Raw genomic sequence first — 14,392 nt, forward strand, 5'->3', positions numbered from 1 at the left:
GTCTTAATCTCGTCCTGTCCCTTAATGAGGTGCGTATTATAGACGCTTTAATTTGGAAGTCAAGAATTAATTTAAAAGATTTTAAAATAATTGGTTAGGCTTCGGTTCTTAGAATAATAAATCATTCCTTAACCTGCCTTCCCTTTCGACTGGGTGGCATTATACGCGCTTTGAGATGGGGGTCAAGGGGGATTAGATATTGTTTTTAATAATATTTGGCATGAAAACCAATATCTCATTCTAATCAATAAGTTAGCCATTAAAATAATTTTATTCTACGCCAAATAATACGCTATCAATGAATAATGCGCTTTTATACATATTATTTTTTCCTACAACCTCTCTCAGAGCACTTTATAACTTACCCATTTTTTCAAAAAATGCTCTATAAGCAGCAACCTTTTTGTCTAATGCCAACGGATAAGCGCGCGAAGTAGAAGGTAACCTATATAAGGTTAAGTCATTTGTTGAAGTCGCTGCTAGACTAGAATCATTGCCTTGCCATATATAAGGGTAAGCCATACTTTGATTGGTCTTTGGGTGTTTAGACTTAGGTAATGAGCTGCCTAATAAATCAATTAAAACTTCTGTGGCCTTCCCACCTGTTGTGAACAGCGCTTGCATTTTGGGAACTTGTGGCAAAATGTCATCTAAATTAACAGGCGTGACGACGGTTAAATTTTTATCAGAAGCATTACCTGTCTCTCGAATTGCTTGCTTGACCGTTGGGCATAACGCAATACCACGCTCAAATAAAAAATTGCGAATACGCTCAGGATCAAAGCGCTTTTCGTCCCCGACTCTAAAATAGTTTACGTCGTCAAAGAACACGCCTCCATAGATGCGCCACATGTCATTATAGAAATTGGGATAATGAAAGCGCATTGCCCATTTATCAGAGGTCGGTGGAAACGTTCCCATCATCATGACGGTAGCATTAGTTGGTAATACAGGCTTAAAAGGGTGGGTTTCTATTGGCATTGCTACTGTTTTTGTCGATACTGAGCTGGCATTTGCTTGATTGGGGTTGTTAGATGGTTGTTTGGTCATAAGATTCTTCATCGGAAAAGTGGTTTTTTTGGTATCATAACAGGCCTAAACACGACTTCACTTGCCATAGCGCTATATAGCCGAATAGGTTTGGCTTAAAACTGGTTATTTAAGCCTCAATCTTACTATTTCTATGCTTGGTATAGCGTTAAGTGCGGTAAGTGTTTGTATCTTTTATACTAATAGCGATCGCAGTATCTGCGTGAGCATCAGCCCAAAACCAAGAGAGTATTTATGAGTGACTTAAAAATTACTGTAATTGATCATCCGTTAGTCCGTCATAAACTCAGCCTAATGCGTGAAAAAGACTGTAGTACTTATAAATTTCGTACGCTAACCAAAGAGCTTGCCCGTTTGATGGCTTATGAAGCAAGTCGCGATTTTGAGATTGAAACCTTTCCTATGCAAGGTTGGTGCGGTGAGATAGAAGGTGAGCAAATCACTGGCAAAACTGCCACAATCGTTCCTATATTACGTGCTGGTATTGGCATGTTGGATGGAGTGCTTGACTTAATCCCTACTGCAAAAATATCTGTCGTAGGTTTGCAGCGCGATGAAGAAACCTTGCAACCAGTACCGTTTTTTGAAAAATTCGTCAGCCACATGGATAAACGCCCAGCACTTATCGTTGATCCCATGCTTGCCACTGGCGGTTCGATGGTTGCCACTATTGATATGCTAAAAAGAAATGGCTGTAAAAGTATCAAAGCACTGGTGTTGGTTGCGGCGCCTGAAGGTGTGCGCTTAGTGAATGAAGCACATCCTGACGTGACCATTTATACGGCTGCATTAGATAGTCATTTGGATGAACACGGTTATATTATTCCAGGTCTTGGTGATGCAGGCGATAAAATCTTTGGTAAGCAATTATTTAACAAATAATTCAAAGAAAGTAGTCGCTACAAGAATCATGACCAAAGCTTACGACATCAATGATAAGGATATGAAATGAACGTATTGATTACAGGCGCAAGTGCTGGTTTTGGTAAAGCGCTGGCGGAACGTTTGGTTGCCAAAGGACATCGCGTGGTTGGTTGTGCCAGACGACTTGATAAGCTAAACACAATGGCTGAAACGTTAGGCGATTTATTTTTACCCGTCGTCATGGATGTCAATGATACTGCCTCCATTCCAAAAATTATTGCAGATTTGCCCGATGGCTTTGAGCAAATAGATGTCTTGGTCAATAATGCTGGCCTAGCACTTGGTACAGACCCTGCACAAACTGCCAATCTTGATGATTGGATGAGAATGGTCGATACCAATGTTAAAGGATTAATGGCTCTAACCCATGCTGTGTTGCCAGCGATGGTTGCACGCGATAGCGGTTATATTATTAATGTCGGCTCCATCGCTGGTAGCTGGCCTTACTTTGGTGGGAATGTTTACGGCGCGACCAAAGCCTTCGTCAAACAGTTTAGCCTCAATTTGCGCGCTGACCTACTTGGTACGCAAGTGCGAGTGACCAATCTTGAACCAGGTAATGTCGCGGGTACAGAGTTTTCAAACGTCCGTTATCATGGCGATGATGAGAAAGCGGCCAAGGTCTATGACGGTTTTAAAACCATGACAGGCGAAGATGTTGGCGATATCTTACTGTGGCTTATTGAGTCGCCGGCGCATATCAATGTTAACCGTTTAGAAGTCATGCCAGTTGCACAAACATACAATGGTTTAACGATTGCCAAGCAAGACTCTTAGCCTATAAAGTTTTATGTATAAACCATCAACGTAATTCATAATAACGTAGCACTACGGCGGTGTCATTTGGCATCGCCGTATTAGTTGGCGTCTCACTATTTAAAATCTGCTCATTTACCAACCGCAAATCGTTAAAGTCCAAAATAAGTACTTCATTACGAGTACGCTCGCTGGTACGCTTATTATGACGTATCGGAAACCCAATCACTTGCTTACCAACGACTTTTATCTGATTCACAATCAAGGCTTGACTGTTTTCTCGTCCTAGTCTTAGCGCCTCCTGCCTAAGTTTTTGAGCACTTAAGACGGCAGTAGCAGGGTTAACCGTGGTGGTAAATAACTTATCAAGTCGCGCGCTTTTGGGCATAGTACCTGCGACAAATAAAACTTGCTCTAACGGTAGGTACTGAGCATGACGCAGCAGCTCAGCGCGAAACAGCGCTGGCATATCCATATTAAAGCTGTCTTCAGTTTGTCGATAAAATGCTGAAAAACTACGCTGGATATATCGTCCAAATACAGTGGCGTTGATCCAATCTTGATACGTATCGTTTGCCAGTAGTCGTTTGGTGAAGTCTTTGGGTTCTAACGCCAGATCACCCATTAAAAGCGCCATTAATAAACCATGCGAATCTGCAAAAGTCAGCTGGCCCCAAGCTTGAGGATAAAGGCTACTATCAAGACTTGTTAATGTCGCTCTACTCATGAATTCTTATTTCCCTTTTTTGTTGAATTATTACATTGGCGACGTGGCTCTGATAGATATTTTTATACTTATATCATTGTTAAATTGGCTTTTTTTACTATAACACGCCTCAATAATATTAAAATGTTTTGTGCTTAGCATTTTCATATTAAAATTATTTGATAACCCCCTAAAAATAATAAAATCAAAACGAGATGATGCTGCCCATGATCAAAGACTGGTTAAAACTACCAACACCATACCAATTACAGACTTTAAGCATCATCAAGACTGACGGTACAATCATTCCTGTCTCTGTGATTGGCAAAGGCAGGCCTGTAATCTTGCTACACGCGTATGGCATGGATGCACGTGAGTTTTTGCCTTTTATACTGCCACTTATTGGCGAATATCGGTTTTATCTCCCGCACTTTAGAGGTTTTGGGGAAGCGAAATCGTCCAATTTGACGCAATTTGATTTTGTGCGCCAGTATGCTGACGATATCAACGCTGTGATTGAGCAAATCTGCCATGACCTTAAAATAGAATCTTTACCGGTTGCTGCTATTTCAATGGGCGCGCAAGTGATGTGGGCTTATTTTGAGCGTTTTGATATGTCACGGGTTAGCCGTTATATGAATATCGACCAAAGCCCTGCGATTCATAATCAGTCTGATTGGCAAGGTGGCCTATTTGGAGCACGGCAGCAAGAAGTCTTTGATATATTTCATGAAGTAGTGAATATAACACTGCCTTATGCCAATGTTGATAGCTTCACTCACTTGCCATTTACGATTAAACGTCGAGTCACAGATGTTGAACGATTGTTTTCCTTATTATCGGTAAATCGTTCACGCTCAAAAGCTATCGTACAATTCTTGACTTATCAAAATGATCATAAGTTGGTGTTCTATAATCATAGTACCTGGCAACATAAAATGCGCTGCTTGCAAACATATTTAAAACTGGAGTACGATTTTCGAGCTGTCATAGAAAAAGTCACTATTCCAGTCGTGAACTTAATCGGTGGTCGCTCAAATCTCTATGATCCTAAGTGGCAGCAGGAAGTAACTCGTATGCTACCTAATGCGACTGACATCGTATTGCCACGTGCAGGCCATGCGGTACCGATGGATGAGCCAATTGGGTTTTATAAAGTGTTAAAGAGATTTTTGGGAAATGAGCTATAGATGATATGATGGTAAAAAGCTGGATCAAAAACTCAGCCTACGACAGCGACCCTTAAGTTTCTATTCAGGCTTTCTATTTCAAACTAATCAGCTAACGCTTTAATCAGTTCAAATCTAGGCACTTCTTTGCCGTCACGCGTGACTGTCTCACTAAACATCGACAGCGGTCGTACCCAAACCCCATATTCGCCATACAGACAGCGATAAACGACTAGCATTTCCTCGGTCTCAGAATGCTGCGCGGTATGCAAGACTTGGTAGAGATTGCCTTTATAATGACGGTAGATGCCTTGTGGAATAGATTGGTTCATAAGTAATTCCTAGCCTTCCTTATAAATGTATGAGCTAAATGCTGTCTCGTTATGTTCAAATAATAGAAATAGATAAGGCCGACAATCAATGTCGACCTTATTTATGCTCTTGATATTAAAAGCCCTATTATCCTACCGTTACTTTTGCATAGGCCTTTTTGCCCGCTTGAATAACGACGCTTTGACCTGACGTTAAGCTAAAGCTGCTATCAACCACTTCGCCATCTACTTTGACCGCGCCACGTTTGACCATGTCTTTGGCTGCTGAGTTGTTTTTAGCAAGTGCTGCTTGGTTCAAGATTTGGGTGATAAATAGCGCGTCCGTACCTTCTAGATCTAATGTTACCTCTGGCAGATCAACTGGTAATTCACCATCAGCCAACACGTTGCCTGCAGATTTATGCGCATTAGCTGCCGCATCAGCATCGTGGAAACGCTCGATTAATTCTTCGGCAAGGATACGCTTGATTTCTTGTGGATTGCGACCGTTTTCCATCTCTGTCATCAACACTTCGACTTCTTCCATCGGCTTAAAGCTTAAAAACTCAAAGTAGCGACGAATTAAGGTGTCGGGCATGGATAGCAGTTTTTGGTACATGGTGCCTGGCGCGTCATAGATACCGACATAGTTGCCAAGTGACTTTGACATTTTATTGACGCCATCTAGTCCTTCTAAGATTGGCACGGTAATACAAACTTGCGGCTCTTGGCCATAACGACCTTGCAAAGTGCGACCCATCAAGATATTAAAGGTTTGGTCGGTACCGCCCAGCTCGACGTCGGCTTTTAGCGCGATAGAGTCGTAGCCTTGCACCAACGGGTATAAAAACTCATGAATGGCAATCGGGGTTTGTGCGGCATAGCGCTTGGCAAAGTCATCACGCTCAAGCATCCGTGACACAGTAAGCTGGCTACCCAACTGAATCATATCGCCCGCTGACATATCATTAAACCATTCGGAGTTAAAAACAATCTTAGTTTTTTCTTTATCCAAAATTTTAAAAACTTGCTCGGCATAGGTCTGTGCGTTGATCTTGATTTGCTCGTCACTGAGTGGTGGACGCGTGCTATTTTTGCCAGAAGGGTCGCCAATCTTGGCCGTATAATCACCGATAAGAAAATAAATCTCATGACCCAAGTCTTGGAAGTGCTTAAGCTTATTGATCAGTACCGTATGTCCCAAATGCAGGTCAGGCGCGGTAGGATCAAAGCCTGCTTTGATACGCAGCGGACGGCCTAATTTTAGCTTGGCAACCAAATCCTCTTCAGATAAGATTTCTTGCGTGCCGCGCTGGATCAAGGCCAGTTGTTCTTCGATGGTTGAGGATTGCTCAGTCATGTCAGTCATGATGTTCTCTTTATAGTCTTTTTGAGGAGAGATGCCTTTACAGGTTTAGAACCTGATAGGCGTATAAAAATGATAGAATTTGGCAGATATACTAGCGTTTTTTAAGGTAAATTGCCATGACCAACCCTGCCCAGCCTACGAATGAGCTTGAAAACACCGAATTTTTGGTTGACTCACCTGATTCAGTAAATAATGACGACGATACAAACTATGCTTCACTAACTGAAGCACTAGAGCAAACGGTGTTTGAAAGCTTTGATGATGGTCTATATATCGGCGTAATGTCAGGCACTAGCTTGGACGGTATGGATGCGGTACTTTGTCAGTTTGATCATGAAGATAGCACCCAACAACCGATGCAGCTATTAGCCACTTATAGCCAAGATTTCCCGCCGCGCCTGCGTGAGGTGCTCTTGGCCTTGTGTCAGCCAAATGGTGTTCAAGAATTAACGCCAACCGCTGACGAGACAAACCATCAGCTAAACAGCGAATTAGACTGGTTTGGCTGGGCGAGTAAAGCTTATGGCGAGTTTACGAGCGAAGTGGTCAATAATTTATTACAGCAGTCAAATACCGATAGTGAGTCGATACTGGCGATTGGCTGTCATGGGCAGACGGTACGTCATCGTCCGCAAATGAGCTTTAGCTTACAACTACTCGATGCTAATGTCATCGCTGAGCAAACGGGCATTAGCGTCGTCAGTGACTTTCGTCGCCGTGATATGGCGGTTGGCGGACAAGGGGCGCCTTTGGTTCCTGCTTTTCATAAGGCTTTATTTTCCGCACCTAATAACACGCGGGTGTTATTAAATTTGGGCGGTATTGCTAATATAACCGTCTTGCCAGCTGTTGATAGTCCTGTTGTTGGTTATGATACAGGCCCTGCTAACTTATTACTTGATGCATGGACCGCGCTACATACCGACAATGACTATGACGCAGGCGGTGCATGGGCGCAGTCTGGCCAAGTCATTGAGCCGCTACTTAATCAATTATTAGAGCATCCGTTTTTTGTGAAACCTTATCCTAAAAGCACAGGACGTGAGGACTTCAACCTAGAATGGCTACAAAGCGAGCTACAAAAATTTGATCAGATTTCTGCCTCTACTCGCTACTCAGCAGCAGATGTACAAGCGACATTGACAGAGCTTACTGCCATTAGTGCCAGTGCACAAATCAATGTGTTTATTAATGCAAAAGTTAATAGCTCGGTGTATGTCTGCGGCGGCGGCGCATTAAATGATTACTTAATGGAGCGCTTGCAAGCGCATCTACCCCATTGCACAGTAGAGACTACGGCAAGTCTAGGACTTGATCCAACTTGGGTAGAGTCTGTGGCCTTTGCTTGGCTGGCACGCCAAACTTTGATGGGTGAAACAGGTAACTTGCCAGCCGTAACAGGTGCAAGTAAAAGCGTGGTATTAGGACAAGTATGTTTTGCTTAATCAGTAAATAGATTATTAGATTTATAGAGTATTTATACACGTAATGACTAGTAATATAGCAGCATCACGCTAACTTTTATTTTATCTTACTCTAGCGTCATCATTCTATGAATTATTAAGTTTACAGACGTGCACTTATGTGCTTTATAATGGTTGCTAAAATAGTAAGATAACGCTATAAATAACATTGAGTAATGCCAAGATAGCTACAATAAAATAAATAGTCCCATTCCTTTAGGATTGCAAGTACAGGATATATCACATGAGCCAAAACAGCAGTACATCGACACCGCAACATACCAACGCTGAATCAAAACTGCGTCGTAAGCCTCCTCATCATGAGCGTCCTGATGAGATGCGTGTCGTCGTTACTGGTATGGGCGCTGTTACCCCTCTAGGTGTGGATGTTGAGAGTACATGGACACGATTACTCAATGGGGAAAGTGGTATTACCACAATTTCGCATTTTGATGCGACTGATTACCGTGCTCAAATCGCAGGCGTGATTAAAGATTTTGATACTAAGCAATATATGAGTGTCAAAGACTCGCGTCGCTACGATGCATTTATGCACTATGGTGTCGCTGCTACTGCAATGGCATTAAAAGAAGCAGGCTTTATTGAGGAAATTGGTCCAGAAGATACGCCAGTACAAAACGTCGATCAAGAGCGTTTTGGCGTCGTCCTAGGTTCAGGTATTGGCGGTATCCAAACGATCGAAGACAGCTGCGCTATGCTAACTGAAAAAGGCGCTAAAAAAGTATCGCCATTTATCGTGCCGGGCTCCATTGCTAATATGGCTGCTGGTCTGGTAGCTATCAAACACAAACTCAAAGGCCCCAATCTAGCTACTGCGACCGCATGTACGACGGGGACACATGCTATCGGATTGGCTGCACGCCTAATCGCTTATGGTGATGCTGATGTTATGATCGCAGGTGGTAGTGAGAGAGGTTCGAGCCCACTAGGTATGGCAGGTTTTGCAGCCATGCATGCGCTCTCTACTCGTAATGATGAGCCAACCAAAGCATCCCGCCCATTTGATAAAGACCGTGATGGCTTTGTGCTGGGCGATGGTGCAGGCGTGTTGGTACTTGAAAGCCTTGCCCATGCTAAAGAGCGCGGTGCAACCATACTTGCTGAAGTCGTCGGCTTTGGTATGAGTGACGATGCCAGCCATATTACTGCGCCCCCTGAAGACGGTAGCGGGGCAGCACGAGCGATGAAAAACGCGCTCAATGATGCTGGTATCGAGCCTTCCGCAGTTGGCTATGTCAATGCTCATGGTACCAGTACGCCTGCTGGCGATGTCGCTGAATCGATCGCGATTGAAACCGTCTTTGCCCCTGTCAAAGACAGCATCTTGGTCAGCTCAACCAAATCAATGACTGGACACTTACTGGGCGCGGCTGGTGGTATCGAAGCTATCTTTACCATATTGGCTTTGCAAAATCAGCACGTACCGCCAACGATTAATCTAGATAATGTCGAGGATAACTGTAATCTAGATTATGTAGCCAATCAATCACGTAAAGTTGAGAACCTCAACTATGCTGTCTCTAATAGCTTTGGCTTTGGTGGTACCAACGGCTCAGTCATTTTTGCACGTTGGTCATAATTAACGTAGTCGTTACAGTTATTGGGTCTTAGATGCATCCTATATGAGCCGTAAGAGCGAATAATATTATCAATGTAACGCTGGTAGCAGTTTTGCTACGTTTGTCCCCTTGCAGCCCCTTATCATAGTTGCGTATGATAAGGGGTAATTTTTAGGAAATTTATGGAAGAGTCTATGTCAAGCTATTCGTTTTCGCATCAATTTTATCAGCGTTGGACTCGTGCGCCAGAGCAGATACGTGCTGCCATCGTTCAAGAGTTAACGGATATCACGACTCTGCTGCAAACAGACACTCCCTATGAGAGCTTTACGTTTAGTTTGCCAGACTTAGATGCACACCTCGATGAGCTATATAGCGCGCACAAAGCTGAGCAAGCGGCTGCAAAAGAGCTTGCTGATAAGCAGGCCGAACAACGTGCCGCTGCTGAACAACAACGCTTGGCAGAAGAAAAAAAGCTTGAAGAAGAAAAAGCACATGCTGCAAAAATTGAACAAGAAGAAGCCTTACGTCAAAAAGAAAAACAACAAGCAGAACAAGCTCAAAAAAACGCAGATGAACAAAGCCGTGCTGAGCAAGAGAAGAGCGATATTGAAAGCGCTACGAACGACAAGCAAACATTGGCTGAAGCAGACGGTCCTAGCATTGATGAGAAAAACAACGTCAATGGTCACTCTCATACGATTAATCAGACTGAAAACACTATCGTCAAACCTCAAAAAGGCGCAGCAATTGACTTGTCTTTTAAAAATCCAGAATTAAGCGCTGCCCATGAAAGCTTAATTCAAGAGCTTGAGATGCATGTAGACGACTATCTGAGTGAGCAAATGATGCAAATATCTGAGGATCTAAAGTCGTGGTTACGAGCTGAGGTGAGTCAGCAACTCGCTGGAATCACAGACAAAAACCAAGCTGTCGAAGACATTGTTCAAGAAAATATGACCAAAAAACATTAGTCTGTTTAGCTAATTTATCGAACACTTTTAGATATCCGTTAAAGAGCTCCATTAAAAAAGCCTCGTAAATATTTTTACGAGGCTTTTTGTATTTCGATTAAGCATTTAGCAATTTTTATTTTAAATAGCTTGTGTACGCTCAGTCAGCCAATCAAGCGCTGTGCCATCAACGCGATCTTTTAGCTCAGCATAGACTTGGCTATGATAGTCGTTGAGCCAATCAATCTCTACTTGATCGAGCAATGATTTATCGATCAAACGGGTATCAATTGGGCAATAAGTGATGGTTTCAAAGTTTAAAAATTTACCAAACTCGGTCTCAGTAGGGCTCGCTACCGGCATATTGACCACCAAGTTTTCGATACGAATACCCCACTTACCTTCGCGGTACAAGCCTGGCTCATTACTTGAGATCATCCCCTCTTTCATCGCGCGCTCTTTTGGTGTACTGGCACTATAAGCAATGACTTGCGGACCTTCATGGACATTTAAGAAGTAACCAACGCCATGACCAGTACCATGACCATAGTCCATTTGTGCCTGCCACAATGGCGCACGGCAAATCGCGTCGATCAGTGGCGAGGCAATACCATCAGGGAGGCTGGCACGTGCTAGCGCAATATGAGCTTTGAGTACCGTGGTAAAGTCACGTTTGTGCTCATTGGTGACTGTGCCAATACCGACCACACGAGTGATATCAGTGGTGCCGTTTTGGTACTGCGCACCTGAGTCAATCAGTAGTAAGCCGCCCTCGCCCTCAGCGACATCAAGGTAGCTAAACTTCTCTGGCGTTGCGCGATAATGCGGCAATGCGCCGTTTTCATTAAACCCTGCAATCGTTGGAAAGCTTGGTGAGACATAATGTGGCTGCTGACTACGTACCTCAATCAGCATACTATCAACATCCAGCTCACTCAAACGCTCACCGTCTGCTAAACGCTGCTCAAATGCAGCAAAGAACTCACTCAATGCCGCCCCATCTTGACGCATGGCCTCACGTACATGCTCGATATCAGTGTCAGACTTAACAGATTTGAGCAGGGTACTAGGCGCCATTTGCTCAATAAAGCCCACGTCATCTGCCATTTTTGATAGCGTACCCACAGCAACTTTACTTGGATCTAACAGTAACAAGTCTTCTGGCGTCAGATCGCTTAGCGCATCTTGTATGGCATCATAATCAGCAAGGGTGATACCGCTATCTTGTAGATCTTTTGCAATATCAGAGCTGACTTTATTATTATCAACGAACAGCGTTGCCTTATCTTTACTGATGAGCATGTGTGATAAAAATACAGGATTATAATCGACATCAGCGCCGCGCAGATTGGTGAGCCAAGCAATATCATCTAAGCTTGATAGCAGATGGTGCGTCGCGCCTGCCTCAGCCATACCTTCACGTACCGCAGCAAGTTTTGAGCTAGCAGACTGTGCGACAAACTGCGCATCATGCTGATACAACTTAGCTGATGGGAGCGCTGGTCGATCTGACCATATGTCTGTCAATACATCACGCTCGGTAATTAAGGTGATGTCGTTAGCATCAAATGCGTTTAGTAGCTTATCTTGCTCAGCGATAGACAGTACATTACCATCGACGGCCACGCTATCACCCTCCGCCAAGTGCTCAGCTAACCAGTCAATATGGTTTGGCTGACCAGGAGCAAGCTTTTCTAAGCTGATACCTGTATCTTTTAGCTGATCGGCTGCGTGTACCCAATAGCGACTATCAGTCCACAGACCTGCAAAATCAGCCGTAACGACCAGCGTGCCGACTGAGCCTGTAAACCCTGATAACCACAAACGCGCTTGCCAATACTCTGGTAAATACTCAGATAAATGCGGATCAGCTGACGGCACAATAATCGCGGTAATATCTTGTTCGACTAGAGTTTTACGTAAGTTATCGATACGATCATGAATGGCTTGTTTATTCATTAAAGGTTTCCTTATTAATATTGATTATGGAGCGTTGATATTGTGAAGCGACTATGCATAGTCGTCTTATTCGAGTGGATAAATTTTTGAGTATTGATTAACGTTTAGTATTTGAATATGCATCAGCCACATTCGAAATACTGCGTATTAAAATGTCGTAAGTAACCAGACGACACATAAATGAAGCCAACTATTATTTTTAGAAAATAGTATTACAGCAGAGCATCTTAGATGTCTGGGCACAAAGTAGGCTTTCAATAGCGCAAGATAAATAACTTAACAAGTGAAATAATAAAACGTGCTACCAGTAATGGTAACACGTCTAAAGACTTGTCTTTTATTGTCGTGATAGCCCGCTTAAAAGTATTGTCAAAGTGCTATTTAATGGACTGCCTTATCAGCATGCTCGCTCTTTTTGAGCATACTATTGATAGGCTTTGCTAATACCAATAGGACGGCAGCAGTCACTACCAAAAAGACTGTCATTGTGGTAAATAACGTTGGCAAACCTTCAATCTTATCGGCTGAGACATTTCCACCGAAAAATGCCGCGACTAAGTTACCCATCGCTAAAGACGCAAAGAAAAGCCCCATCATCTGTCCTTGCATGCCCTTTGGCGCAAGTTTCGTCATTGACGATAGACCTACAGGACTAAGCGCCAACTCGCCAAGTGTCAATAGCAGCAAACTACCGACCAGCCATAAAGGTGATGCTAGGCCCGTATCATTGGACAAAATATTTTTTGAGGCGATAATCATCAAACCAAAGCCTGCGGCAGCAAGTAACATCCCAAGTGCAAACTTCACCATACTACTTGGTTCAAGACCTCGATTACCAAGCTTGACCCAAATAATACTAACTATGGGCGCTAAGAGAAGAATAAATAAAGGGTTTAACGACTGGAACCAAATGCTTGGAATCTCAAAACCTAAAACGTTTAGATCAGTATAGCGATCAGCAAATAGATTAAATGACGTCGGCTGCTGCTCAAAGCTTGACCAAAACAGTGTCGAGCCAATAATTAAAATAAAGCAAATCAGCAAACGCAATTTATCGGTTTTATCTAGCCTTGGTGAAATAAACATAACCACAAAATATAGTATCACCACACTTGCAATGATATAGGTCATATACTCTGCTACCATTTGTGGCTCGAATGGCATCATACCAGTCGCGACCAACAAAACGATTGCAACCAATACAGCCACAAAGCCTGCGACCCAGCGACCGATGTTGTTAAAACGGTCATTTGAGCGCTCCCACTCAGCAGTAATGCCCTTTGCGCGTGCATAGTGTATCAACGTTTTTTGGGCAGAAAAGCGGTAGATGAGTAGTGAGGCTAACATACCAAGTCCACCAACCCCAAAGCCGACATGCCACATGCCTTGCTCTTTAAACACCCCAACGATAAGTGCAGCTAGTAATGCGCCGATGTTGATACCCATATAAAATAAAGTAAAGCCACTATCGCGGCGCACATCACCCTTAGAATATAATGCCCCAACCATCACTGAAATACAGGTTTTAAATAATCCCGACCCCAACACAATACATATGAGACCGACAAAAAACAATGTCATACCAAACATAGCAGAGAGCGCAATACATAGATGGCCAAGCGCGATAATAATACTACCCCACCATAATGCACGCTCTTGTCCAAGCCAGTTGTCGGCTAGCCAGCCGCCAGGTACCGCTGCCAAGTACAAAGAACCTGCAAAGATACCATAGATAGCAGAAGCGGTGACCTCATCAAAACCAAAGCCACCGCTTCCTACTGTCGCTACCATAAACAATACTAATAGCGGACGAATACTGTAATAAGAAAATCGCTCCCACATTTCAGTAAAGAATAAAGGGCGCAGTGGTTTTGGGTGACCCATAAACCCATTGTCTAGTGCTTCTAGCTCAGCAGCACTAACTTCTGATTTTGTTTCCGTGCTCATAAGTTGTCTATTCCTTTGCTGCACTATGATAAAGATAGACCAAGCCCGACATTTCTAAGACGGACGGTCGCAAATGCGCGTTATTGTTTCATTAGATTATAAATATGTAAAGTAAAAGAGTGTTCATGAATTGAACAGTCATTCACAAAGTCCTAATACAAAAAAGCACCAAGCTATTATTAATAGCTCGGTGCTCTTTATAAAC

The 14,392-nt window shown here is 43.2% G+C and carries 12 protein-coding genes; 6 read left to right on the forward strand and 6 right to left on the reverse strand.

Annotation, left to right across the window (positions count from 1 at the left end; genetic code table 11):
- Positions 1 to 354: 354 nt before the first annotated feature.
- Entirely contained in the window at positions 355 to 1,050 is a 696-nt protein-coding gene (locus Q0895_RS08515; RefSeq protein ID WP_366139930.1) for a DNA glycosylase, read from the reverse strand.
- 234 nt (positions 1,051 to 1,284) lie between these two features.
- Between Q0895_RS08515 and upp the strand changes: the two genes are divergently transcribed.
- Positions 1,285 to 1,932 carry a uracil phosphoribosyltransferase gene (gene upp, locus Q0895_RS08520; protein WP_075103473.1) on the forward strand — a complete coding sequence of 216 codons (648 nt, stop codon included), beginning with the start codon at positions 1,285 to 1,287 and terminating at the stop codon, positions 1,930 to 1,932.
- 66 nt (positions 1,933 to 1,998) lie between these two features.
- Entirely contained in the window at positions 1,999 to 2,751 is a 753-nt protein-coding gene (locus tag Q0895_RS08525; protein WP_299187729.1) for an SDR family NAD(P)-dependent oxidoreductase, read from the forward strand.
- Between the two features lie 25 nt (positions 2,752 to 2,776).
- On the opposite strand, the gene Q0895_RS08530 is transcribed toward Q0895_RS08525, so the two are convergent.
- Positions 2,777 to 3,457: a hypothetical protein gene (locus Q0895_RS08530; protein WP_299187732.1), complete on the reverse strand. Its 681-nt coding sequence runs from the start codon at positions 3,455 to 3,457 to the stop codon at positions 2,777 to 2,779.
- A gap of 206 nt (positions 3,458 to 3,663) precedes the next feature.
- On the opposite strand from Q0895_RS08530, the gene Q0895_RS08535 reads away from it, so the two are divergent.
- Positions 3,664 to 4,626: an alpha/beta hydrolase gene (locus Q0895_RS08535; protein ID WP_299187735.1), complete on the forward strand. Its 963-nt coding sequence runs from the start codon at positions 3,664 to 3,666 to the stop codon at positions 4,624 to 4,626.
- Between the two features lie 83 nt (positions 4,627 to 4,709).
- Here Q0895_RS08535 and Q0895_RS08540 read toward each other — a convergent pair whose 3' ends face one another.
- Together Q0895_RS08540 and tyrS are read right to left on the reverse strand one after the other, a co-directional pair.
- Positions 4,710 to 4,937 (reverse strand): DUF1653 domain-containing protein, encoded by a 228-nt coding sequence (locus tag Q0895_RS08540; protein WP_299187737.1) that lies wholly within the window; start codon positions 4,935 to 4,937, stop codon positions 4,710 to 4,712.
- Positions 4,938 to 5,064: 127 nt separating this feature from the next.
- The gene (gene tyrS, locus Q0895_RS08545; protein ID WP_299188140.1) at positions 5,065 to 6,276 is read right to left on the reverse strand and encodes a tyrosine--tRNA ligase; all 1,212 of its coding nucleotides are present in this window, start codon (positions 6,274 to 6,276) and stop codon (positions 5,065 to 5,067) included.
- 125 nt (positions 6,277 to 6,401) lie between these two features.
- On the opposite strand from tyrS, the gene Q0895_RS08550 reads away from it, so the two are divergent.
- The 3 genes from Q0895_RS08550 to Q0895_RS08560 all read left to right on the forward strand — a co-directional run bounded on the left by Q0895_RS08550 (position 6,402) and on the right by Q0895_RS08560 (position 10,302).
- Positions 6,402 to 7,730, forward strand: a complete 1,329-nt coding sequence (locus tag Q0895_RS08550) for an anhydro-N-acetylmuramic acid kinase (protein WP_299187739.1) — start codon at positions 6,402 to 6,404, stop codon at positions 7,728 to 7,730.
- A 355-nt stretch (positions 7,731 to 8,085) separates the two neighbouring features.
- Positions 8,086 to 9,348: a beta-ketoacyl-ACP synthase II gene (gene fabF / locus Q0895_RS08555; protein ID WP_299188141.1), complete on the forward strand. Its 1,263-nt coding sequence runs from the start codon at positions 8,086 to 8,088 to the stop codon at positions 9,346 to 9,348.
- Between the two features lie 162 nt (positions 9,349 to 9,510).
- Complete coding sequence (locus tag Q0895_RS08560) at positions 9,511 to 10,302, forward strand: hypothetical protein (protein ID WP_299187742.1); 792 nt, start codon at positions 9,511 to 9,513, stop codon at positions 10,300 to 10,302.
- 120 nt (positions 10,303 to 10,422) lie between these two features.
- Here Q0895_RS08560 and Q0895_RS08565 read toward each other — a convergent pair whose 3' ends face one another.
- The gene (locus Q0895_RS08565; RefSeq protein ID WP_299187745.1) at positions 10,423 to 12,240 is read right to left on the reverse strand and encodes an aminopeptidase P family protein; all 1,818 of its coding nucleotides are present in this window, start codon (positions 12,238 to 12,240) and stop codon (positions 10,423 to 10,425) included.
- A gap of 381 nt (positions 12,241 to 12,621) precedes the next feature.
- On the reverse strand, positions 12,622 to 14,187 hold the full coding sequence (locus tag Q0895_RS08570; RefSeq protein WP_299187748.1) for a peptide MFS transporter: 1,566 nt from the start codon (positions 14,185 to 14,187) through the stop codon (positions 12,622 to 12,624).
- Between the last annotated feature and the right edge of the window lie 205 nt (positions 14,188 to 14,392).

Source organism: uncultured Psychrobacter sp., assembly GCF_947495825.1.
GTDB lineage: Bacteria > Pseudomonadota > Gammaproteobacteria > Pseudomonadales > Moraxellaceae > Psychrobacter.